This window comes from Flavobacterium kochi, from assembly GCF_048286715.1.
Lineage (GTDB): Bacteria > Bacteroidota > Bacteroidia > Flavobacteriales > Flavobacteriaceae > Flavobacterium.
In genome coordinates this window covers 74,043-95,701 of sequence record NZ_JBLVPW010000008.1, presented here as the reverse complement: position 1 = coordinate 95,701, position 21,659 = coordinate 74,043, and the positions used below count along the sequence as shown (strand labels likewise).

The following is a 21,659-nucleotide window of genomic DNA, read 5'->3' as shown; positions in this document are numbered from 1 at the left end:
TTTTCTGAAAAAAAAATCATTAGATTTGAAATAAATAGTCAAATTATGAATGCAATCGTTGCTTATTTTTCAACCATTCCCTCTTCTCACAGGGGTTTAATTCTTGTGGGCGGAATCACTATTTTTTGGTTAATAGAAAATGCTTTTCCGCTTTTTAATTTTACCTATAAAAAATGGCAGCATGCGAGTATTAATATTTTTCTGACCTTCACGACTATCGTTATCAATTTCTGCCTGGCTTTTATTTTATTAAAATCAGCTGATTGGACTATTGTCAATCATTTTGGAATTTTACAATGGCTTCCGCAAAGGTCACTGGGGCTATATATGATAATCGGATTACTGTTACTGGATTTAATAGGCGCTTATCTCCCCCATTTGGTCGAACATAAAACCAAATTGCTGTGGCGTTTTCACTTAGTTCACCATACCGATACCTGGGTTGACACCACCTCTGCCAACAGACACCATCCAGGAGAAAGCGTAATCCGTTTTACGTTTACAATATTGGGTGTTTTAATTGTCGGCAGTCCCATGTGGATGGTTTTTCTCTATCAGACAATATCCGTTGTTGCTACACAATTTAATCACGCCAACATTTCACTTCCCAAAAGGTTAGATACCATTCTGAGCTACTTTGTCGTCTCGCCAGACATGCATAAAGTACACCATCATCATGCGCTACCCTATACAGATAGTAATTATGGGAATATCTTTTCGGTTTGGGACCGCCTTTTTGGCACCTTTATGACACTCCCGAAGGAAGAAATTATTTACGGCATTGATACCCATACCAAGCCCGAAGAGCACAACCAACTGAAAAATTTGCTCCAAATACCGTTTCAAAAACCCCGTTCAACAAAAAACAAGTAAAAAACAATAAAAAAAAGCTTCTTTTGATAAGAAGTAATTATTTTTTTTCTTAATATTGGAATATAATTAGAAATGACATTTATTAATCATTAACAACCTATTTGAATTAATTTTCACGTGATGAAAAAGAGTAACCGCAAAGAATTGAACTGGGAACAAACAGAAAAACTTGTTACACTGGCCTTAGAGGAAAAAAATCCTTTTGAAATTATCAAAAAAGAATTTGGTTTGGCTGAAAAAGAGGTTCTTGAGATCATGAAGAAGAAGATGCCAGCAGAAAAATTTGAAATGTGGAAAAAGAAAGCTACTGCAAATAAACCAAAACCAAAACCGGTTAAAATAGATGATTTTGATGAAGATTTGGATGGTAAATATTACATAAAAAATAAACTTGACTAAAAACAAAACTCCCGTATCATTCGGGAGTTTTTTGTTTTAGAATCTCCCCCTTTTGTATCGCTAAAAAATAAGGGTTGCAGCACCACTAAATGGCGACAAATCTATGTTTTGAAATAAAAAATTCACATAAAATCCAGGCAATTATTGCCAAATGGAATGACCTCTTTTATTCTAAATTTACCTATTGCGGTTGAAATCCGCCAGCAACTTTACCGTTATTAAATATACGACAGTATCCTGCCTTTACTATTTTACCGTAAAATATCCTTCTTTATTAAAACAGTATATGCTGTAACAATTGGATGGTTTGCATGACTAATCACTAAAATAAAACAAGCGAAAATGAAACGAATAATTTTTTCACTGGCATTTGCTTCTATTCTTTGGAGTTGTAAAACTGCCAGTTCATCGGTTGCAGCCGTTGCAAAACAAGAAGTTCAGGTGATGATCAACCTAAATGAAGTAAAAAATGACAAGGTGATGGTAACGGTAAATGCGCCATCCATTTTGGCTGACGAAATTACGTATCATATTCCAAAAACAGTTCCGGGAACGTATTCCGAAGACAACTACGGCAGATATGTTGAGGATCTAAAAGCGTATGATGCAAAAGGAAATCAATTGGTGGTACAAAAAACAGATACCAATTCCTGGTCCATTGCCGCTGCAAAAACTTTAGATAAGATTACCTATTGGGTCAATGACTCCTTTGATACCGAAACCGGGAAAAAATTTGGTGGTGATGAAATTTTCTCACCAGCAGGTTCTAATATTGATGCTGGAAAAAACATCATGCTTAACACCCATTGCTTTGTGGGCTACTTCACCAATTATATGTCCATACCCTATAAAGTGACTATTTCGCATCCGGCGACACTTTGGGGAGCAACCTCTATGACTGATTTGGACCCAAGTACCACAAATGATAAATTCATAACATCCCGTTATGCTGAATTGGTAGAAAATCCAATTATGTATGCCAAGCCTGATTATACGACCTTTACAGTTGACGGAATGGAAATACTGATCGGTGTTTATTCTCCTAGCGGTAAATACACGGCCGAAAGCATTACACCGGATATGAAAACGATGATGACAGCCCAAAAGAATTTTCTCGGTAAAATAAATGCCACTAAAAAATACAGCGTTTTATTATACCTGTCAACAATGAAGGCCGATGATGCAAAAGGATTTGGTGCTTTGGAACATCCTACGGCAACGACGGTAGTTTTACCTGAAATGATGCCAAAAGAAGAATTAGTAAAATCGATGAAAGATGTGGTTTCACATGAATTCTTTCATATCGTAACTCCTTTATCAATTCATTCCAAAGAGATTCAGTATTTTGACTACAATGCACCGAAAATGTCGCAACACTTATGGATGTACGAAGGGGTAACAGAATATTTTGCCAATCTTTTTCAAATTAACCAGGGCCTGATTGATGAAAACGAATTTTACACGCGCATCGCCGAAAAAATTGCTAATGCCAATGCCCTGAATGACACCATGCCTTTTACAACTATGAGTGCCAATGTATTGACACAGCCCTACAAAGACCAATATTTGAATGTGTATGAAAAAGGAGCTCTTATTGGAATGTGTCTGGATATTATAATCCGGGAAAAAAGCAATGGAGAAAAAGGAATTCTTGATTTAATGCAAAAATTATCGAAGGAATACGGTCCGACAAAACCATTTAATGACGAGGAGCTTTTTGCAAAAATCACAGCTTTAACCTATCCTGAAGTAGGAACTTTTTTAACTACTTATGTATCGGGAACAACCCCAATTCCTTACGCTACTTACCTGGCTAAAGTTGGTGTGACCAACAGCTTAGAAAAAGCACCTGGCAATGTTTTCTTAAAGGGAAAAATACCCTATATCACGGTAAACCATCAGACTAAGGAGATTCTTGTTGATCCAAACGTGCCGCTAATTGATTTTTATACCAGCCTTGGTATTAAAGGGGGTGATATTTTAATGGCTATAAATGACAAACCCTATTCATTAGACACCATCTATGAAATGATAACCGACAGTCAAAATTGGAAAGAAAACGATGCCATTACCATAAAAATAAAACGGGACGGTAAGGAACAAATCATTAAAGGAAAAGTAAAACTTCCTTATGAAGAAAAAGAAGGCCTTAAAGCAACCGATTCTTCCAAGAACAAGCTAAAAGAGGCTTGGCTTAAAGCGTAAATAAAAAAATAATTAAGAAAATCCCAATTTACAATAGATTGGGATTTTTTTTGCAAAATTTGAATCCGTTGTCCCATCATTCCAACAATTTTCTTTATTTTGCGCCAAAATAAAAACACCAATGAAAAAATCAATTATTGCCTTCGTTACCCTTTTACTTTTATCATCCTGTAACGAAAAGGAATCAAAAACAAACTTACATATTACCGGAAATATCAAAGGATTAAAAAAAGGAACATTATACATTCAAAGAGTAGTGGACACCTCTCTTGTTGCTATTGACACCATTAACATCGATGGAAGTCCTGCTTTTGAAAGTGACTTAGAATTAAAATCACCTGAAATGCTTTATTTGTTTCTGGACAGAGGCGTGAGTAATTCATTAGACAACAACATTCCGTTTTTTGCTGAACCGGGAAATATAACTATTGAAACCAGTTTAGACACGTATCTTTCAAGTGCAAAAATTACAGGATCAAAGAATAATGAGTTATTTGAAGAGTACAAAAAAATAAATTCACGCTTCACCGATGAAAATCTTACTTTAATTGAAAAAAAATTCAACGCCATTAAAAGTAACAACCCAACAGCTATTGACAGTTTAAGCGCAAAACAAGACTCTAATACAAAACGAAAGTATTTATTCGCTACTAACTTTGCGATAAACCATAGAAACTACGAAATAGCACCTTATATTGCCTTATCAGAGATCTATGATATCAATATTAAATACTTGGATACGATTCAAAAATCAATGTCTCCAAAAGTAGCACAATCGCTTTATGGAAAAAAATTGACCAAATACGTAGCTGACATCAAAAAACAAAAGTAAAGACCATTAAGTTCCGTTTTCAAGAAATATAAACTTTTCTGACAGACACTATTTGATTTTTAAAATCACAAACAAACCTCCAAAATCTAATGCTTTGGAGGTTTATTAATTTTTGGTGATTCTTACGAAGCCATTTACCAACCATTTTATGCAAGATTTGAAGAAACTAGCTTTACAAAGTAGCCATCTCATTGATATCCAAAAGGTCACAACAAACAAGCCCTTTTGATGATTTGTAATTTTTTTTATAATTAGCTTTTTATCTCACATATACGACCAAAATCAGATAGCTTTGTGTGATAAAGTCTCATATATGTGAAAATTAGCTGCTATCTTAAACGAGATCTGAATTTTTAACTTTGACATCATAAATTAACAACTAGCGGAAACATATCTTACTTTTGAAGCAAAAGTCTAAATTAATTTTCATGAAAACTATCGAAAGAAATATTGAAGAAAAATTAAATAAAGAAATAAAAGCAGTAATAAAGCACTCAAAAATTAGCTGGGCTATAGCTGAACCTAATGCCATAACATATTTAGGCTTTTTTAAGAATAAATTATTACTGATACAAGTAATTAAAGATGGCGTTCCCTATTCTTTATTTGAAAATATTCAAAGTTACTCTCCATTTAGCGAAACTGATTGGTCAAAATTTCTAGCAATTTCAACAAAATCACCTTATAGATAAAGCAAATCCTAAAAAGATTTAAACCTATTCATTCTGAAAAAATTATTGAAATCGCAGAAGTTTCAAATATTGGATTAGATGTATTTGGAGATATGGAAAAGTTTAAACTTTGGTTAAACACTCCAAATTTTTCATTAGGAAAACTTAAACCTAAAGACTTACTAACTGATTCATATGGCAAAGAATTGGTAATTGGTGAACTTACAAGGATAAACTATGGAATACTTGTATAATGGAATTTTTTGGACTATGAAAGATGCAGACGATAAGCATAGCGGAATAAATTCTAACTAAAAACCTTACAAAACAACTTAATTAAAAAATATTGGGTCATTTCTGGAACTTTGCCAAAAGGTAATTTAGTAGGATTATTTTTTAATCATAATAGATGCGAGAAATTCCCAAGTTCTAAAAATAACCAATTGAGCAGATTTATAAAGCGCTAAATCCCATTTGGCCACAAAATAACAATAATTCCATGTCAAATTTTAAAAAACAGTTACTCGGAGTCTTAAACGAAATCAAAGGAAGCGGTTCTTTTGTTAGTAGCGACAGTAAACCCTTTCTTTCTCCAGGATTGAAGATTCAAGGAATTGATGAAATTGGTTTTCCTGTTAATTCCCTGCAAATAAAAGAAATCATAAAAGTGGCCCATAAAGCCCCTTTTGGTAAGGGAAGCCAGACGGTGCTGGACAGTACGGTAAGAAGTGCTTGGGAGGTCAATGCCGATGCAATATCCTTTAAAAATAAGGATTGGGAAGTATTTATCACAACTATTGTAGAACAGATCAAACCGGATTTGGGAATCGACGCATATGCTGTCTCTGCAAATTTGTACAAAATGCTAATTTATGAGGAAGGTGACTTTTTTTTAACTCACAAAGATTCTGAAAAAGAAAAAGGTATGTTTGGCACACTCATTGTCGGCTTACCCTCTACGCACACAGGCGGTGAATTAGTTATACAGTTTGACGGAAAAACAGAAGTAATTGATTTTTCCCAACCAGCAGCAACATACAAAACACCCTTTGTAGCTTTCTATGCCGATTGTGAACACGAAATAAAGCCCATAACTTCTGGTTTTAGGGTTTGCTTGGTTTATAATTTGGTTCAAACTAAAGGTGAAAAAAAGATTCAACTTTACCAATTGGGTGGTCATATCGAAAAACTTACCACTATCTTGGAGGCTGAAGAATAAAAAGAAGACCAGAATATTCTAAAAACAGTATTGCTAGGCCATCAATATACCCCTTCCAATTTTACAATGGACGGACTCAAACTAAATGATCGCCCCAAAGCGGAAGCATTAATTCTAGCCGCACAAAAAGCAGGATTTTATGCTAAATTGGGTTTGGTCACCTCTTATCAATCGGGTGCACTGGAAACAGATCATCATCAAAGACCCTCAAAACATAGGTATAGTAGAAGTTATTATGACGATTTTAATGATTATCATGATAACGAAAATGAATTAGCTGAAAATGGCACCATGGGAGAAATATATGACGAATATATTGAAATTGAGCATTGGATGCAGGAGGGTGTTCCGCCCGTAAGAAATATTCATTTGGAAGAGAGAGATCTCATTGCTGCCATTACCCTCAATGACGGCGAGCCTATAGAAAAAGAAGCCGAAGGTTATACGGGCAATGCAGGTATGGAAATGCAGTATTGGTATCACTATGGTGCCGTTTTTTTGTGGTCTAAAAAACACCACTACCACATGCTGGTTAATTTAAAACCAGCTAATAAATTGGAATGGATTGACTACTACAACAAAAATTGGAGCAGCATTGAAGTTTCCGAAAAAGCTTTGATTAAAAAATTAGTAGAGACAGGTTTGTATGAGGATAATTTAAGAAGAGAATCCGATTATAGTCCTTTAGTGGATTGGTTGATCACCCTAAACGATGAAAAGTATTTACAAGAAACAGCTAAGATATCGTTAGTAGAATGTTTTGCGCTGATTTCAGTTGAAAACTGGAGTAAACTGTTTGAAACATACCAAACGGACAATTTTAAAGAAATCTTTGCCACTGTGGCTAAAAAAGGAAAAATTCGGGATACCAACCATCTTCTTACTATATTGAAAGCTTTGCTTCTCCATAACGATACCCACGAGACATTTGTGATAAATCAAATCGATCAAATCCCCTCTTATTTACTTACTTTGCAACTTTCGGAGCAAAAAGAGAAAGCAATTACGAAGGCTATTTTGAAAAATATACTGGATCTGGATAGTTATAAGACAGCAGATAGTTCCTGGATTAAAAACACAACACATTCCTTTACACGAGTTTTGAATAGGGAATTTGTCAATACCGTTTTGGTATCGGTAGTCCTGGAATCGGGTAATCCATCCCGTTTAGCAAAGCAAATAATGACAATCTGCAAAGAAGATTTACGCAGCAGGATTGAAAACAAACCCCAGCCTCCGGCGGATTGGTCACGACCAGTGCCGCAAACTAACAATAAGGTTTGGGCTATTTTAAAACCTTTTTTAGAATCACCAGATGAACAAACATTCAATTATAAAAAAATTCAGGCAGACCGCACCGAAATGGAAAATGCGATTCGTCATGTAATCATTGATTTAAAAATGGAAACCATAAAAAAAGGTTCTCCACATATACTCAGAATTACCAAAACGGAAGCTGCTTATCAAATAAAACTAAGCAAATGGATGAGTGATGTAGCATTATTAAAAGAGACAGAGATCTCCAGATTTAACTAATACTTGTCACAGGAGATTTTTGACTTTTACGTGTGACAACATAATTGTTAAATGTGTGTGTGTGTTTAGGTAATAGCAAATCCAATTGCCATCGGAATAAGCACTGTAATCAAAAAATGGTAAAGGCCTTGGAAGATAGAGGTCTTAGTGGCTGCAAAGGAGTTAGTTACAACATACACCATTTGAGAAACAAGTGCTACTCAAGCATTCTTTTTGGTGACCAGCAACTTAACACTGTATGCTAATTTAACCACAACTACAAATACTAAAAATACCACAACCTTATCTTACTATAACATAATAAAATTTTTAAATTAAAACAATAGACAAAGTGACTGTTTTTTTCATATTTTTGTATGACATATCAGTCACTAACTGCAAAAAACTAACTTTATGAATGATAAACAATACATAAACTGGATTGCAATGAGTGATTATGCATTAGCGCAAACCATTGGTGCTTTTGTAAGACACCACCGCTTAGTTCAAAACAAAACTCAGGAAGAAGTTGCCGTCGCTGCAAATATAAGCCGTTCTACACTCAGTTTGCTCGAAAAAGGAGAAGCAGTTACAATTCCCACCCTACTTCAGGTTTTACGCGTTTTAGATTTACTATACATCATGGACATATTCAAAACACAAGAACAAATAAGTCCAATAGAATTGGCAAAAGCGGACCAACAAAAAAGACAAAGAGCAAGAAATAGCGATAATGATACAAATAAACAAACAGACTGGTAATGATAACAACTGCTTTTGTAAAAATCTGGAACGAAACCATCGGCAAAATTAATGAATATAACAAAAGCGAATACAATCATTCAACAAATTGATGCTACAATAAAAAAATGGAATGAATTTGCGGAAGAAGCCAAGGTAGAAAAGGATTTAAAGGAACGAATCGGTAAATCTATGTTGGTTGTTGAAAAAGGTCACACAAACCGTAAGTTAGTCTCTGATGTTGTTATAAATTCTGGAGCGTCAAATTTATAAACTGCGCCAACCTTAAGAGTGGCTTCAATTACAATTCTTAGCGGAATTATAGACATTGCTCATTCAAATTTGATTGAATGGCGTTATACGATCTGTAATGACTTTTAGAAATTTCTGATTTTTCTATTGAAAAAACATCATCAAACCTTTCAATGTTTGGGTTAATAAAAAAATCATCCATAACGATATTATAACTGTTCGGTAAAGAGTTATCGTTAAGCTCTTTTTCATATCTAAGCCATTCTGGAAATTTATGAGAAAGATCCCTTAACTGATATTGGTTATATTGACCAAATTTTTCCCAAATAAAATTCATAACTTCAAGGTCAGAATCTGAAAAATATTGTGCGTCAAATTCTTTTGTAGATGTAATATTATAACCTTTAACGCTGTAACTATCTGAAATAGTGTTTTTTGAATAGTCCATTGTAGTTGAAGGTACTGGACCGTTCGGCAAAGCATTGTAGTTATCTTTTAAAATCAATCTACCGTGTTTATTCAAATGAACTCTATCCGCTAACCAAAGCAGTTTCATTAATTTTAAACGATTAACGGTATTGTTCTTTGACTTGTTAGCAAAGAAAACAATTGAGTTTATAATCTTATTTATACGGATATCCATGTCGCAAAGGTACAAAAAAAGTTTACGTTATTAACTTTTCGTGCAAGTTATTAACAATTTAACTCTGTCAAATATTATGCTATATCAGTGCTTTTTTGCATATAATCGGTTAATAACATTTATGGCTCTGTCGCATCTGACAATAACTTTTTATTTTTAGGCCTTTTAAATCATCCTGTCCATGAATATCAAAGGTCACTGCTATCCAAAATCTATTATTGCGATGTTGCCGAAATAATGAAAATGAGGGGAGTTTTTTAGGCTAACTAATATTTATGCTTAATTTTTGCTTCCCCACAGGTTTTCGGATTGATCCGAGTTCAGGTTGATCATGCGATAATTCAGCGTTGGGTGTAAAAAAATCCCACGCCAACCCTAAAATAGAAAACCGTCTCGAAAAAATCGAAACGGTTTTTTTAACCTTGAATTAAATTTAATGTTGCCTTTTTTTTAATAAAAACAAAAAACCATCTAAGAGTATTAGATGGTTTTATTAAAGAGCCGGCGGAGGGACTCGAACCCACGACCTGCTGATTACAAATCAGCTGCTCTAGCCAACTGAGCTACGCTGGCGACTCATTACGGGTGCAAATATAAGTCTGAATTTCTATTTTCCAAAACAAATTCAAACTTTTTTTGCTTTTTTTTTGACTACAATTCGTTGATTTTAGCAATCAATTGATTAGCAGTTTGTTCCAATTCAACATTAATTTGTTTGAAGTGTGCTTTTTTATCTTCTACCTTTTTTGCGTTCACTTTTGTGATTAAACCGTCAAAAGCAGCGATAGCTTCGTCAATTAAAGCATTCGTTTCTGTTGTTGGTTTTCCTGTAGTAGAAATTTCGAACAAGTAAACTGCTTCAATAATATCTCCTAAAACGTAGTTGATGTCTTTCTTTAAATTCTTAACGTTTGCCATTTTTATTTTTTTAAAATTTGAATTTTAATTTGCGTCTGCAAAAGTACACATAATCTTTCTATTACCGGCTATGAAATGTAAATTTCTAAAATTGAAGCTTTTCCATTAAGGGTGAATTTATTCAATGCTGCGGGAATCAAAACAGTATCTCCTTTTTTATACTGCACTTTTGAATGATCGTAACCAATTTCAAATGCTCCTTCCACACACATATATACTGTGAATGATTTTCCAGATTTAGCAACAGCGATTTCCCCTTCCAGCGGAATAAAATTAGTGGTGAAATAAGGACAATCCACAACTTCATTGGATTGGTTTTCGTTTTTGGTATATTCTTTTTTAGTTTCTATCGTATTATAATTAATAGCATCTAAAGCCAAATCAACATGTAATTCTCTGGTATTCCCAGCGGCATCTACCCTGTCAAAGTCATAAAGACGATAGGTTATATCCGATGTTTGCTGAATTTCGGCAACAACAAGTCCTGCACCAATAGCATGCACCGTCCCTGTTTCCAAAAAGAAAACATCCCCTGATTTTACTTTCACATCATCAAGAATAGAAAGCAAGGTTTTATTTTTTAATTTTTCCAAATAGTCGTTAGCATTCGATTTTTCTTCGAAACCCACAATTATTCGCGCATCGTCATCGGCTTGCATGATATACCACATTTCCGTTTTTCCAAAAGAATTGTGTCGTTTTTTGGCCAGCTCATCATTGGGATGCACTTGTATGGACAAATCTTCACGCGCATCCAGGTATTTGAAAAGTAGTGGGAATTGTTTGCCAAATCGGGCATGAACTGCTGTACCTAAAATTTCATCTGGATTTTCATTAATCAAGGCAGTCAGTGATTTTCCTTTCCATTCGCCATTGGCTACAACACTCACGTCACCTTCTACAGTTGACAGTTCCCAGCTTTCACCAGTTATTTTTGATGTAATCGGTTTATTAAGTACCGTTTTTAGTTTTTCACCTCCCCAGATTCTTTCTTTCAGAATGGGCTCAAATTGTAATGGATAAAATTTCATGTTACTTTTTTTATGTATTGCAAATTTGCATAATCTATATCATTTCCGCAAACTAGTCTTTCGTTCAGTCGTGAAAAAAAAAAAAAAAAAAAAAAAAAAAACAAAAAACAAATGGGACCTAAAACTAAAATGGGAATACGATGCAAATTAAGATAAAAACGCAAAAGGAAGCTAGTACGATTTTGTTAATCTATGATACTAATCTTTTAACGGTTTCAAGTGCTTCAGGCATGTGTCTGGTAGCTATCATGCCATCAAAAACCAATTGAATAATTCCGTCCTTATCTGCTACATACGTTACACGTCCGGGAATCAGCCCAAGCATTTTAGAGTGCACACCAAAAAGTTTTTTAATTTTTTTATCAGGGTCTGACAACAGCAGAAAAGGCAGTTTATAGTGTTTGGCAAATTCTTTATGAGAAGAAACGCTATCGCTGCTGACCCCTATTACCTCGGCACCTAAATCCTTGAAGTCCTCATATTGATCCCTAAAACTGCAGGCCTGGGCAGTACAGCCCGGCGTATTGTCTTTGGGATAAAAATAAATCACAACCGGTTTATGCCCTACGAGGCTTTGACTTTCAAAATCATTGCCGTTGGTATCTTTTGCTTTAAAATTTGGGATTTTATCTCCTACTTTTAAGTCCATTATTCTCCTTTGTAGGTTACAAAATTTCGAGGCGTTTCATAAAGAACCACTTCCAGTTCAAATTGCGGTTTGATTCTCTTTCTGATTCTATTCCAAATTACCACAACGATATTCTCGGCTGTCGGATTTAAATCCTGAAATTCCAAAACATCAAGATTAAGATTTTTATGATCGTATCGATCTTCCACCTCTTCCTTAATGATTTCGCTCAGGAATTTCACGTCCATGACAAATCCGGTTTCTTCATCAATTTCTCCCGTTACACCGACAATCAATTCGTAGTTGTGCCCGTGATAATTGGGATTATTGCATTTGCCAAAAACAGCATCGTTTTGCTCGAAAGTCCAATCTTTTCTGTATAATCTATGTGCCGCATTGAAATGGGCTTTTCGTGAAATAGTAACTTTCATTAGAAGGGTTGCGTTAACGTTATACTTTATGTTCTTCCAGGAAATGATCAAACTCGTCGAAGATTATTTTGAACCATACGGTATACAGTTCGGGATTCCTTTCCATATCCACTTTCACATCCTCTATTTTCATCCACTTCCAGTCTTCTACTTCTTCCGTATTAATTTCCGGTTCCTCATTATAATACCCTATCATAACGTGATCCAGTTCATGTTCCGTCAAACCGTTATCGAAAGGGGCCTTGTATATAAAATGAAAAAGCTCTTTGAGCTCTGTTTTAAAACCCATCTCCTCAAACAATCTTCGGCTTCCCGCCTCAATATTGGATTCACCTTCCCGTTGATGACTGCAGCAGGTGTTGGTCCACAATAAAGGGGAATGGTATTTTTGATGTGCCCGCTGTTGCAGCATGAGCTCATTTTTACTGTTTAAAATAAAAACTGAAAAGGCACGATGCAAAATAGCTTTTTCATGCGCTTCAAGCTTCGGCATCAACCCTATTTGCTCATCATTTTGGTCAACTAATATTACGTTTTCTTCTTTCATGGGTATTTTTAGCCTTACAAAAATACAAAAAAGAAAATTATGGAAGGACGCTTTAACGTTCTGTTTCGATTTATTGAAGCGGAATCCCATCATAGAAAGCCAAATAAAATACAATACCAATCCTTTAAAAATTCTTTTGTATTTTTATAGTCAAATCATACCTACTATAATGCATACGATACACATCCGAAAAGCACATCCTGACGATTTAGAAAAACTTCTTGCATTCGAACAGGGAATTATTGCTGCCGAACGCCCTTTTGACCCCACTCTGAAAGAAGAAAAAATCCATTATTACGACATTGAAAAAATGATTTCGGCGACTGACGTCCAACTACTGGTAGCCGAAATTGATTCAGAGATTATTGGTTCGGGATATGCCCGAATAGAAGCTGCAAAGCCCTATTTGAATCATAAGACCTATGCCTATTTAGGATTTATGTACACGGATGAAAATCACAGAGGGAAAGGAGTAAACGCTAAAATTATCGAAGCCCTCAAGGATTGGTGTGCCGCCCGGCAAATCGTCGAACTGCGCCTGGATGTTTATAATGACAACAATCCGGCCATTAAAGCCTATGAAAAAGTTGGCTTCAAAAAACACCTAATCAATATGCGAATGGGTTTATAACACCCCTTTTTTTAATTCTAAATCCAAAAGTGATTTTTTCACGTAAATAACAATAGTTAAAACTTACTTAAATCACTATTAATTTGTAAAGTAGGCAGCCTATTGTTGTTAAAAAGCGCTTTACATTTGTAGTATAAAAACAAAATTATGAAAACAGCAACCCGTTTTTTAAGTTTATTATTTTTACTTCCCTTATTCATATTCACTGCCTGCGGGCAAAATACAAACCAACAAAACAATAGTAAAAAAAGTACTGGTATGGAAAATCCAATCAACAAACCCGGAAATCCGTATTATTCCAATACAGATATGACAAAACTAAACCTGAGCGATGCCGAATGGAAAAAGGTATTGCCCGAAGATGTTTATGAAGTAATGCGACACGCTGATACCGAAAGACCATTTACAGGAAAATACTGGAATACCGATGAAAAAGGGACCTATTACTGCGCTGCCTGTGGCAATAAATTATTTCGTTCCTCCGCCAAATTTGCAAGCAGTTGCGGCTGGCCTAGTTTTTTTGAACAGGACAACAAAAACAGTGTCGTTTACAAAACAGACAATTCACTTGGAATGGAAAGAATTGAAGCCCTTTGTGGCAGATGCGGGGGTCATTTAGGACATCTTTTTGATGATGGACCTGCGCCAACCGGAAAAAGATACTGCATGAATTCCATAGCCCTTGATTTTATACCTGACACCAAATAACATGAAAAATATATTTTTAATTTGTCTCTTAGCCACACTGAGTATGTTGGGACAAAACAATACCCCTGGCCAAGGCGCAAAACAATCTAATCTGGAAACCATCACTTTAGCTGGCGGCTGTTATTGGTGTGTGGAAGCCGTATATGAGAATTTAGATGGCGTAAAATCGGCAGTTTCGGGTTATGCCGGCGGTAAAATCGCGAACCCATCGTATGAGGATGTTTCCACCGGAAGAACAGGTTATGCCGAAGCGGTGCAAATTACCTACGATAAAAACGTAACGAATCTGGATGAAATTTTCAAAGTTTTCTTTACTGTTCACGATCCAACTACATTAAACCGCCAAGGTGCTGATGCCGGAACACAATACCGCTCTGCTATTTTCTACAAAAACGAACAGCAAAAAGTAGCCGCCTTAACCATTATCAACGCTTTGAAAAAAGCTAAAGTATATGACAGCCCTATAGTAACTACATTGGAACCGCTGACCAAGTTTTATAAAGCCGAAGATTATCATCAAAATTATTATGCAAACAATAAAAGCCAGCCGTATTGCCAAATGGTAATCCAACCCAAAATAGAAAAATTTGAAAAACTATTTAAAGATCGATTGAAAAAGAAAAAATAGCAATTGTATCAAAACCGTCAAATATATGGCGGTTTTTTTTATCTCCGTACAGAAATAATCTTAGGCAATAATTGATATTTTGCTCGAAATTTCATATATTTATACTGATTTTCAACCATTTAAAAAACACGCTATACATAATGGACATCACTTTTGGGGAATGCACATGTTGTGGTGGGTATTTTGGGTAATCATGCTCATATGGATATTCGCAACGCCGTATGACCTTCCCGGTCAGCGAACAAAAACCGAAACGCCTTTGGATATTCTAAAAAAAAGATTCTCCAAAGGAGAAATTACGAAAGAAGAATTCGACGAAAAAAAGAAATTTCTTGATCAGAATTAACAACAACCTTCACTAAACACAATCAAGAAGTCTTCCCGTTTTATTTTAATTCCAGGACAAACGGTCACTAACTATTTTTCACATGAAAGCGCTTAAAAAATTTTCTAAGAAACAAAAAAGTGCTATCCGTCTTCTTTTGCAAATACCACAACAATATTGTACTCCTGATACTTTTCATACACTCCGGCTAGCGATCAAAAAGCTCCATGCGGTATTTGATCTGACACACTTTTGCGCCCAAAAATTTAAACAAAAAAAGACGTTCAGACCCTATACCCTAATTTTTCGTCAGGCAGGAAAAATAAGGGAACTTCAGGTAGAAGCGGCTTTACTTGAAAAACATTTCTTTTTCAATTTGCCCAAAGAATACAGCGCCGATTTAAAAAAAACGCTAACCACCGAATTGGAAAAATTCCACTTCGTTACCAAATGTAAATTAAATCCAGCACTGGAAAAAAACTATCAAAAAATAATCCCCTTACTTACCAAAATAAGCAAAAAAAAGGCACAGCGCTACATGGATAAAAAAAGAGTTGAAATTGAAAAATTACTGCGTCAAAAAACGTTAAAAAGCAAACAAATCCACCAGCTGCGCAAACAATTAAAGGAATTTCAATACAATGAGAGCTGTCTGAATTATGACCAGCAAAGTGAGCTGATTTCAAACAAGAATGTTTTGCCCGAACTGCTGGGAGAATGGCACGATTACCAGGTAACGGTTACCCATTTAAAGAAAGCCATCAATTCCGGTGCCACCACTACAAATGAAAACAACCAGCTTGAAAACATTAAAACATTATTTATGCTTAAAAGACAATTATTGCACAAAAAAATAAAAGCCACTTTAGCTAACCCTCTTTAAAAAAAGACTAAAATAGCTACATTTAGCTAAATTAATAAGAGCGAATCCCAATTTTACAGTGAAACCCACATAATTTTTATTATATTTCCTCTTTTTATTAGTCAAATAATAATTAGCATCAACACCACTCTTTGAATTTGAATTCCTCAACTTTGCAGGCTTTTAAAATCAAAGTAATGCCAGAAAAAACGCAGTAGTTTTTTGTAATCTACAGCAAAAAATAAAATAATTTTTTACAACTAAAAAGCATACCCTATGATTGAAAATGATTACAATGATTTATTCAATCTCACTCCGGCAATAGTAATCGTTATTGATCTTAATTTTACAATAATTGCAGTTACGGATGCTTTTTTGGAAGTTAGCATGGCAGAAAGAAAAACTGTTCTAGGTCAGCATATTTTCGATGCATTTCCCATTAATCGGGACGATAAAAATGCTGATGAAGAAAAAAACATACGCGCCTCTTTTAACAGGGTAATTACAGATAAGCAAAACGATATTTTAGCGGTTAAAAAATACGATGTTAAAAAAACGGAGACAACTGACGGTGCGTTTGAAGCCAGAGATTGGAAACTAAGCCACTCCCCTGTGTTCGATGCCAATAATAATGTAAAATACATTATCCAGCATAGGGAAGATATCACCGAAAACCAACAACTTATTTCCAGCAATCAGCTATTAAAAAAAAACAATGAACTGCTGGCAGAGTCCTATGAATATGCCGAAGCAATCATTGGTACCATCCATGAGACCATGCTCATCCTGGACAAAGACTTTTATATAAAATCCGCCAGTAAATCATTTTATAAGAAGCACGGCATTACCAAAGAAGAAACAGAAGGAAAACATTTGTTTGAATTGGAAAATGGACAATGGAATATTCCTGAACTCCAGGAGTTACTTAACGATACCAATGCTAAAAAGACTACCATTCAGGATCTGGAAGTACAACGTACCTTTCCAAATCTTGGCAAAAAAACAATGTTGCTGAATGCCAATTGCTTTGTTAAAAAAACAACCGGAGAAGAATCAATTATCCTGGCAATTAAAGATATTAGTGAGGTAAGAAAATTAGCAATTGAACTCCAGACCAAAGAAAAAATAGCCTTAGAAAAGCAACTGAAAATAGAAAAAAAAACCCTGAAAAAGATTGAGGATAGTGAAAAGCGCTACAATCTGATGCTGACGACCTCTCCCTTTGCCATAGCCATATTAAAAGGGAAAGATATGGTAGTTACACTTGCCAATGACAGTATTAAAGAAATATGGGGAAAAGGGAATGCCATTGAAGGAAAAAAATTCATATCGATTTTGCCCGAACTTAAAGATTTGGAATTTCCAAAATTGCTGGATGAAGTATATACTACAGGCATTGCCTTTTACGGGGATGCGCTTCTGGCACCTATGTTTCGCAACGGAAAATTAGAGCAAACTTATTTTAATTTTGTCTATCAGCCCTATTTGGAGGCAGACGAAACCATTTCCGGTGTGACTATTATTGCTTATGATGTAACGGCGCAGGTAATGGCCAAAAAAGAATTGATTGAAGCTAAGATTAATGCAGAGCTAAAAACACAAATTGCAGAAGAAGCGGTAAAATCCAAACAGCAATTTTTATCAAATATGAGCCACGAAATAAGGACTCCCATGAATGGAATTATTGGGTTTACCAATGTGGTGTTGAAGACAAAATTAGATGATTCCCAAAAAGAATACATCAGCGCAATTAAAGAATCCGGGGATGCTTTGATCGTTTTAATTAATGACATTCTTGACCTTGCCAAAGTCGACTCCGGAAAAATGACCTTTGAGAAACTTCCGCTAAGTTTGTCTCTTTCCATTGGGACCATGCTTCATTTGTTTGAACCTAAAATGAAGGAAAAAAATTTAAAATTAATTAATGAATACGACTCAAATATTCCTTTGAATTTAATTGGCGATCCCATGCGTTTGCGTCAGATAATATTAAACCTGATGAGTAATGCTGTAAAGTTTACAGCAGCAGGTACCATTTCAATACGGGTCCGCTTAGTGCAGGAGGATGCTAAAAAAGCGACCGTTGAATTCGTGATAACCGATACCGGAATCGGAGTTCCTAAAAACAAATTAGCTGAAGTTTTTAATAATTTTGAACAGGCAGGCGTTAGCAGCTCCTTTGGCGGAACTGGCTTAGGTCTTGCCATTGTCAAACAACTGGTAGAACTTCAGGGAGGAACAATTATGGTGGAAAGTGAAGAAGGCAAAGGTTCCTCTTTTGGTTTTGTGCTGCCCTTTGAGAAAAGAGATTCGGCTTCTGAAACAACATCCATCCCTACAGAGCCGCTACACGACAATCCATATGAGGAAAAAACAACCGAAAACATAAAAGTATTGGTTGTAGAAGACATTGCATTGAATCAGCTTTTGATAAAAATAATACTATTGGATTTTGGTTACGATGTCACTATTGCCGACAATGGTAAACTGGGTATTGAAAACCTCGAAAAAAATAATTACGATATCATTTTGATGGATTTACAAATGCCGGAAATGAATGGTTTTGAAGCCACGGCACACATTCGCAATACCATAAAATCAGACATTCCCATTATTGCACTTACTGCAGATGTCACTTCGGCGGATGTAAAAAAATGCAAGGCAGTCGGAATGAATGATTATGTATCCAAACCCATTGATGAAAAATTATTATACAGTAAAATCAATCAGTGTTTACAGGAATTCAATAAGAATAAAAGAACAGAACAGAATAAAAGAAAATAAAAGAACAAAATAAAGAACAAAATGAAAGCACTAACTTTTTCAACTTTTGGCCATTCAGATGTTTTGGAATACATAGATATTCCGACACCAATCCTAAAAGAAGCCGAGATATTGGTCGAAATGCGTGCCATCGGATTAAACTTTGCCGATGTTTACAGAAGAAAAGGAAATTACCATCTGAAAGGAAATCCACCTTTCATTGCAGGTTATGAAGGCGCCGGAGTTGTAGTGCAAACCAACAATCATAGTGAGTTCAAAATAGGAGACCGGGTTGCATTTGCAGATGTCCCTTTTGCCAATGCTGAATTTGTTGCTGTTCCCGTTTCGCATGTGATACCCTTGCCTCAAAGCATTTCTTTTGAAACTGCTTCAACCATATTATTGCAAGGATTAACAGCACAGTATCTGGCCACTGACAGTCACAAAACAACAACCGGAGAAACCGTACTGATTCATGCCGCAGCAGGAGGAGTTGGACAATTTCTTACTCAAATAAGCAAGTTAATGGGAGCTACCGTGATCGGGCTGACTTCATCAGCAGAAAAGGGGGAAGTAGCACTAAAAAATGGGGCCGATAAAGTATTCTTGTATTCCGAAGATTGGAAATCACAGGTGCTATCCTTTTATCCAAATGGAGTTGATGTAGTGTATGACAGTATCGGCAGCACTTTAAGCGACAGTTTTGAAGTGACTAAAAATTGCGGACAGGTAGTGTTTTTTGGTATGGCAGGCGGAGACCCTGATTTCATCAATCCAAGAATGCTGATGGACACTTCCAAAACCCTTACTGGCGGTGACTTATGGAGCTATCTAACATCAAAGGAAGAACGCATCAAAAGAGCTCATCAATTATTTGACTGGATTAAGAACGGTCAAATTACAATTGCAGCACCGACCACTTTCAAACTTTCGGATGGAAAAAAAGCACATGATTATCTGGAAAGCAGAAAAAGTACTGGGAAAATTATATTGATCCCTTAGATTTTTTGACAGGCAAAGTGCCGTTGAGAAAGTGAATCACCACTATACTCTATGAGACACCACTACTACCTTTTACTTATCTGGTAAGAAGCGATAGTACCATACAAAACCCTGATTAAGTAATTATTCGGGGTTTTTTATTTGTGTAAAATCGCACCAATCATCAAGGCGCATTTTTCTCCGTCAATAGCCGCAGAGATAATTCCGCCGGCATAACCTGCCCCTTCCCCACAAGGGTACAAGCCTTTTATCTGAACGTGTTCGTACGTAAACGGATCCCTTGGAATACGAACTGGTGACGAAGTTCTTGATTCTGGCGCATGAAGCACTGCTTCATTAGTCAAATAACCGCGCATGGATTTTCCGAATTCAGAAAAACCTTCCCGTAATATCTGCGTTAAAAATCCAGGAAAAACCTGCCCCATTTCTACTGAAGTCGTTCCGGGAACATAAGATGTTTTCGGAATATCCGATGAAACTCTGTTTTGGGTAAAATCAATCATACGCTGTGCTGGAACTTTTTGGGTTTCCCCAGCCAAATGCCATGCTTTTTGTTCAATGCTTTTTTGGAATTCCATCCCGGCTAAAGCACCAAATTTGGCAAACGGTTTAAAATCCTCCAGTTTTAATTCGATTACAATTCCGGAATTGGCAGTCGCCTGATCCCGTTTGGAAGGAGACCAGCCATTGGTAACCACTTCACCCGGACTGGTAGCGCAGGGCGCAATCACACCCCCGGGACACATACAAAATGAATACATACCCCTGCCTGCTACCTGCTTCACAATAGAATAGGGTGCCGGAGGTAAATTTTCACCACGATAATCACAACTGTACTGAATACTGTCAATTAATGATTGAGGATGCTCGGCTCGTACGCCCAAGGCAAAAGGTTTGGCCTCGATAAAAATTTGTTTCCTGTCTAATAATTCAAAAATATCCCGGGCAGAATGCCCAGTGGCCAAAATGATTTTATTTGCCAGAATCGTGTCTCCTTTTTGAGTAACGATACCCTCCACTTCATTATTTTTAACCAAAATATCAGTCAGGCGGGTTTCGAACAAAACCTGTCCGCCACATTCGATGATTTTCTCTCGTATATCCTGAATAATCTGAGGCAATTTATTGGTTCCAATGTGTGGATGCGCATCAATCAAAATATCTTCTGAAGCTCCAAAAGCCACGAATAATTCCAAAATCCGCGTTACATCACCTCTTTTTTTCGAACGAGTGTATAATTTTCCATCCGAATACGTTCCCGCGCCGCCTTCGCCAAAACAATAATTGGAATCTTCATTGACCAAATGATCTACATTGATAGCTTTCAAATCTCTTCTTCTGCCACGAACCTCTTTTCCACGCTCAATAACTACGGGTTTCAAACCCAATTCTATCAGTTGCAATGCTGCAAAAAGTCCTGCAGGTCCGGCGCCAACAACGATCACTTCGGGAGCCGTTGCCACATTCTTATAATCGGGAAGTTGGAATTTATGCTCCTGAAAAGGTTCTCCTTGCAAATAAATCAGCACTTTCAAATTAATTTTTACCACTTTCTGACGCGCATCAATAGACCGTTTCAAAATGGAAACATGCTGAATTGCTGTAGCAGCAACCTTAATCTGTTTCGCTAAATAGTCTTTTAGCAACAATTCATTTGCGGCTATTTCCGGCAGTACTTGTAATAGGAGTTCTTGAGGCATTGTATCTTGTTTAATCTTTGCTTTGTTGAATCGTTTCGTTGAAAAACAAAAACAAAGTGCAAAAATAGTATTTTGAAGTGGAATTAGTTATTGAATCTCGAATGCATTTTAAAATTAGACTTTGTAACTTTGGCA

Annotated in this window: 24 protein-coding genes and 1 tRNA gene; 17 read left to right on the top strand and 8 right to left on the bottom strand. The window is 36.0% G+C overall.

Annotation, left to right across the window (positions count from 1 at the left end):
* The first annotated feature begins 45 nt into the window (after positions 1-45).
* The 10 genes from ACNQGH_RS09125 (at position 46) to ACNQGH_RS09080 (ending at position 8,728) form a co-directional block, all read left to right on the top strand.
* Positions 46-873: a sterol desaturase family protein gene (locus ACNQGH_RS09125; RefSeq protein WP_417955684.1), complete on the top strand. Its 828-nt coding sequence runs from the start codon at positions 46-48 to the stop codon at positions 871-873.
* A 120-nt stretch (positions 874-993) separates the two neighbouring features.
* Positions 994-1,272, top strand: a complete 279-nt coding sequence (locus ACNQGH_RS09120) for a DUF2805 domain-containing protein (RefSeq protein WP_035670363.1) — start codon at positions 994-996, stop codon at positions 1,270-1,272.
* A 342-nt stretch (positions 1,273-1,614) separates the two neighbouring features.
* The gene (locus ACNQGH_RS09115) at positions 1,615-3,477 is read left to right on the top strand and encodes a M61 family metallopeptidase (protein WP_417955683.1); all 1,863 of its coding nucleotides are present in this window, start codon (positions 1,615-1,617) and stop codon (positions 3,475-3,477) included.
* 121 nt (positions 3,478-3,598) lie between these two features.
* Positions 3,599-4,309: a DUF4369 domain-containing protein gene (locus ACNQGH_RS09110; RefSeq protein ID WP_417955682.1), complete on the top strand. Its 711-nt coding sequence runs from the start codon at positions 3,599-3,601 to the stop codon at positions 4,307-4,309.
* Positions 4,310-4,737: 428 nt separating this feature from the next.
* The gene (locus ACNQGH_RS09105; RefSeq protein ID WP_417955681.1) at positions 4,738-5,001 is read left to right on the top strand and encodes a hypothetical protein; all 264 of its coding nucleotides are present in this window, start codon (positions 4,738-4,740) and stop codon (positions 4,999-5,001) included.
* A 92-nt stretch (positions 5,002-5,093) separates the two neighbouring features.
* A complete protein-coding gene (locus ACNQGH_RS09100; RefSeq protein ID WP_417955680.1) occupies positions 5,094-5,234 on the top strand; it encodes an antitoxin Xre/MbcA/ParS toxin-binding domain-containing protein in 141 nt (46 codons plus the stop codon).
* 245 nt (positions 5,235-5,479) lie between these two features.
* The gene (locus ACNQGH_RS09095) at positions 5,480-6,199 is read left to right on the top strand and encodes a 2OG-Fe(II) oxygenase (protein WP_417955679.1); all 720 of its coding nucleotides are present in this window, start codon (positions 5,480-5,482) and stop codon (positions 6,197-6,199) included.
* Positions 6,200-6,265: 66 nt separating this feature from the next.
* On the top strand, positions 6,266-7,735 hold the full coding sequence (locus tag ACNQGH_RS09090) for a hypothetical protein (RefSeq protein WP_417955678.1): 1,470 nt from the start codon (positions 6,266-6,268) through the stop codon (positions 7,733-7,735).
* A 393-nt stretch (positions 7,736-8,128) separates the two neighbouring features.
* On the top strand, positions 8,129-8,476 hold the full coding sequence (locus tag ACNQGH_RS09085) for a helix-turn-helix domain-containing protein (protein ID WP_417955677.1): 348 nt from the start codon (positions 8,129-8,131) through the stop codon (positions 8,474-8,476).
* Positions 8,477-8,527: 51 nt separating this feature from the next.
* Positions 8,528-8,728: a hypothetical protein gene (locus ACNQGH_RS09080; RefSeq protein ID WP_417955676.1), complete on the top strand. Its 201-nt coding sequence runs from the start codon at positions 8,528-8,530 to the stop codon at positions 8,726-8,728.
* 46 nt (positions 8,729-8,774) lie between these two features.
* Here the strand turns inward: ACNQGH_RS09080 and ACNQGH_RS09075 are convergent, their stop codons facing one another.
* The 7 genes from ACNQGH_RS09075 to idi form a co-directional block, all read right to left on the bottom strand.
* Positions 8,775-9,263, bottom strand: coding sequence for a Panacea domain-containing protein (locus tag ACNQGH_RS09075; protein ID WP_417955675.1), 489 nt, complete (start codon positions 9,261-9,263; stop codon positions 8,775-8,777).
* Positions 9,264-9,849: 586 nt separating this feature from the next.
* Positions 9,850-9,923, bottom strand: a tRNA-Thr gene (locus tag ACNQGH_RS09070).
* A gap of 78 nt (positions 9,924-10,001) precedes the next feature.
* Positions 10,002-10,268, bottom strand: a complete 267-nt coding sequence (locus ACNQGH_RS09065; RefSeq protein ID WP_196849283.1) for a hypothetical protein — start codon at positions 10,266-10,268, stop codon at positions 10,002-10,004.
* 68 nt (positions 10,269-10,336) lie between these two features.
* Positions 10,337-11,299: a type I phosphomannose isomerase catalytic subunit gene (locus ACNQGH_RS09060; protein ID WP_417955674.1), complete on the bottom strand. Its 963-nt coding sequence runs from the start codon at positions 11,297-11,299 to the stop codon at positions 10,337-10,339.
* Between the two features lie 190 nt (positions 11,300-11,489).
* Positions 11,490-11,948 (bottom strand): peroxiredoxin, encoded by a 459-nt coding sequence (locus tag ACNQGH_RS09055; RefSeq protein WP_417955673.1) that lies wholly within the window; start codon positions 11,946-11,948, stop codon positions 11,490-11,492.
* Entirely contained in the window at positions 11,948-12,358 is a 411-nt protein-coding gene (locus ACNQGH_RS09050; RefSeq protein ID WP_417955672.1) for a 6-pyruvoyl trahydropterin synthase family protein, read from the bottom strand. The genes ACNQGH_RS09055 and ACNQGH_RS09050 overlap by 1 nt, the downstream gene beginning before the upstream one ends.
* A gap of 19 nt (positions 12,359-12,377) precedes the next feature.
* A complete protein-coding gene (gene idi / locus ACNQGH_RS09045) occupies positions 12,378-12,905 on the bottom strand; it encodes an isopentenyl-diphosphate Delta-isomerase (RefSeq protein WP_417955671.1) in 528 nt (175 codons plus the stop codon).
* A 169-nt stretch (positions 12,906-13,074) separates the two neighbouring features.
* Here idi and ACNQGH_RS09040 point away from each other — a divergent pair, with 169 nt between their 5' ends.
* The 7 genes from ACNQGH_RS09040 to ACNQGH_RS09010 all read left to right on the top strand — a co-directional run bounded on the left by ACNQGH_RS09040 (position 13,075) and on the right by ACNQGH_RS09010 (position 19,824).
* Positions 13,075-13,536, top strand: coding sequence for a GNAT family N-acetyltransferase (locus tag ACNQGH_RS09040; RefSeq protein ID WP_417955670.1), 462 nt, complete (start codon positions 13,075-13,077; stop codon positions 13,534-13,536).
* Between the two features lie 147 nt (positions 13,537-13,683).
* Positions 13,684-14,244: a peptide-methionine (R)-S-oxide reductase MsrB gene (gene msrB / locus ACNQGH_RS09035; RefSeq protein WP_417955669.1), complete on the top strand. Its 561-nt coding sequence runs from the start codon at positions 13,684-13,686 to the stop codon at positions 14,242-14,244.
* A 1-nt stretch (position 14,245) separates the two neighbouring features.
* Positions 14,246-14,872: a peptide-methionine (S)-S-oxide reductase MsrA gene (gene msrA / locus ACNQGH_RS09030; RefSeq protein WP_417955668.1), complete on the top strand. Its 627-nt coding sequence runs from the start codon at positions 14,246-14,248 to the stop codon at positions 14,870-14,872.
* 79 nt (positions 14,873-14,951) lie between these two features.
* Positions 14,952-15,218 carry an SHOCT domain-containing protein gene (locus ACNQGH_RS09025; RefSeq protein ID WP_417955667.1) on the top strand — a complete coding sequence of 89 codons (267 nt, stop codon included), beginning with the start codon at positions 14,952-14,954 and terminating at the stop codon, positions 15,216-15,218.
* Between the two features lie 82 nt (positions 15,219-15,300).
* Entirely contained in the window at positions 15,301-16,080 is a 780-nt protein-coding gene (locus ACNQGH_RS09020; RefSeq protein WP_417955666.1) for a CHAD domain-containing protein, read from the top strand.
* Between the two features lie 255 nt (positions 16,081-16,335).
* A complete protein-coding gene (locus ACNQGH_RS09015) occupies positions 16,336-18,843 on the top strand; it encodes a PAS domain-containing hybrid sensor histidine kinase/response regulator (RefSeq protein WP_417955665.1) in 2,508 nt (835 codons plus the stop codon).
* Between the two features lie 21 nt (positions 18,844-18,864).
* The gene (locus tag ACNQGH_RS09010; RefSeq protein ID WP_417955664.1) at positions 18,865-19,824 is read left to right on the top strand and encodes a quinone oxidoreductase family protein; all 960 of its coding nucleotides are present in this window, start codon (positions 18,865-18,867) and stop codon (positions 19,822-19,824) included.
* Positions 19,825-19,961: 137 nt separating this feature from the next.
* Here the strand turns inward: ACNQGH_RS09010 and ACNQGH_RS09005 are convergent, their stop codons facing one another.
* A complete protein-coding gene (locus tag ACNQGH_RS09005; protein ID WP_417955663.1) occupies positions 19,962-21,524 on the bottom strand; it encodes an NAD(P)/FAD-dependent oxidoreductase in 1,563 nt (520 codons plus the stop codon).
* Between the last annotated feature and the right edge of the window lie 135 nt (positions 21,525-21,659).

What these genes read in the sequence shown, in the direction of transcription:
- ACNQGH_RS09005 (WP_417955663.1), bottom strand. Translation starts at nt 21,524, where the DNA reads ATGCCTCAAGAACTCCTATTACAAGTACTGCCGGAAATAGCCGCAAAT.
- ACNQGH_RS09105 (WP_417955681.1), top strand. Translation starts at nt 4,738, where the DNA reads ATGAAAACTATCGAAAGAAATATTGAAGAAAAATTAAATAAAGAAATA.
- ACNQGH_RS09040 (WP_417955670.1), top strand. Translation starts at nt 13,075, where the DNA reads ATGCATACGATACACATCCGAAAAGCACATCCTGACGATTTAGAAAAA.
- ACNQGH_RS09065 (WP_196849283.1), bottom strand. Translation starts at nt 10,268, where the DNA reads ATGGCAAACGTTAAGAATTTAAAGAAAGACATCAACTACGTTTTAGGA.
- ACNQGH_RS09020 (WP_417955666.1), top strand. Translation starts at nt 15,301, where the DNA reads ATGAAAGCGCTTAAAAAATTTTCTAAGAAACAAAAAAGTGCTATCCGT.
- ACNQGH_RS09115 (WP_417955683.1), top strand. Translation starts at nt 1,615, where the DNA reads ATGAAACGAATAATTTTTTCACTGGCATTTGCTTCTATTCTTTGGAGT.
- ACNQGH_RS09080 (WP_417955676.1), top strand. Translation starts at nt 8,528, where the DNA reads ATGAATATAACAAAAGCGAATACAATCATTCAACAAATTGATGCTACA.
- ACNQGH_RS09100 (WP_417955680.1), top strand. Translation starts at nt 5,094, where the DNA reads ATGGAAAAGTTTAAACTTTGGTTAAACACTCCAAATTTTTCATTAGGA.
- ACNQGH_RS09055 (WP_417955673.1), bottom strand. Translation starts at nt 11,948, where the DNA reads ATGGACTTAAAAGTAGGAGATAAAATCCCAAATTTTAAAGCAAAAGAT.
- ACNQGH_RS09015 (WP_417955665.1), top strand. Translation starts at nt 16,336, where the DNA reads ATGATTGAAAATGATTACAATGATTTATTCAATCTCACTCCGGCAATA.
- msrB (WP_417955669.1), top strand. Translation starts at nt 13,684, where the DNA reads ATGAAAACAGCAACCCGTTTTTTAAGTTTATTATTTTTACTTCCCTTA.
- ACNQGH_RS09010 (WP_417955664.1), top strand. Translation starts at nt 18,865, where the DNA reads ATGAAAGCACTAACTTTTTCAACTTTTGGCCATTCAGATGTTTTGGAA.
- ACNQGH_RS09085 (WP_417955677.1), top strand. Translation starts at nt 8,129, where the DNA reads ATGAATGATAAACAATACATAAACTGGATTGCAATGAGTGATTATGCA.
- idi (WP_417955671.1), bottom strand. Translation starts at nt 12,905, where the DNA reads ATGAAAGAAGAAAACGTAATATTAGTTGACCAAAATGATGAGCAAATA.
- ACNQGH_RS09120 (WP_035670363.1), top strand. Translation starts at nt 994, where the DNA reads ATGAAAAAGAGTAACCGCAAAGAATTGAACTGGGAACAAACAGAAAAA.
- ACNQGH_RS09095 (WP_417955679.1), top strand. Translation starts at nt 5,480, where the DNA reads ATGTCAAATTTTAAAAAACAGTTACTCGGAGTCTTAAACGAAATCAAA.
- ACNQGH_RS09110 (WP_417955682.1), top strand. Translation starts at nt 3,599, where the DNA reads ATGAAAAAATCAATTATTGCCTTCGTTACCCTTTTACTTTTATCATCC.
- ACNQGH_RS09060 (WP_417955674.1), bottom strand. Translation starts at nt 11,299, where the DNA reads ATGAAATTTTATCCATTACAATTTGAGCCCATTCTGAAAGAAAGAATC.
- ACNQGH_RS09125 (WP_417955684.1), top strand. Translation starts at nt 46, where the DNA reads ATGAATGCAATCGTTGCTTATTTTTCAACCATTCCCTCTTCTCACAGG.
- ACNQGH_RS09075 (WP_417955675.1), bottom strand. Translation starts at nt 9,263, where the DNA reads ATGAAACTGCTTTGGTTAGCGGATAGAGTTCATTTGAATAAACACGGT.
- ACNQGH_RS09090 (WP_417955678.1), top strand. Translation starts at nt 6,266, where the DNA reads ATGGACGGACTCAAACTAAATGATCGCCCCAAAGCGGAAGCATTAATT.
- msrA (WP_417955668.1), top strand. Translation starts at nt 14,246, where the DNA reads ATGAAAAATATATTTTTAATTTGTCTCTTAGCCACACTGAGTATGTTG.
- ACNQGH_RS09050 (WP_417955672.1), bottom strand. Translation starts at nt 12,358, where the DNA reads ATGAAAGTTACTATTTCACGAAAAGCCCATTTCAATGCGGCACATAGA.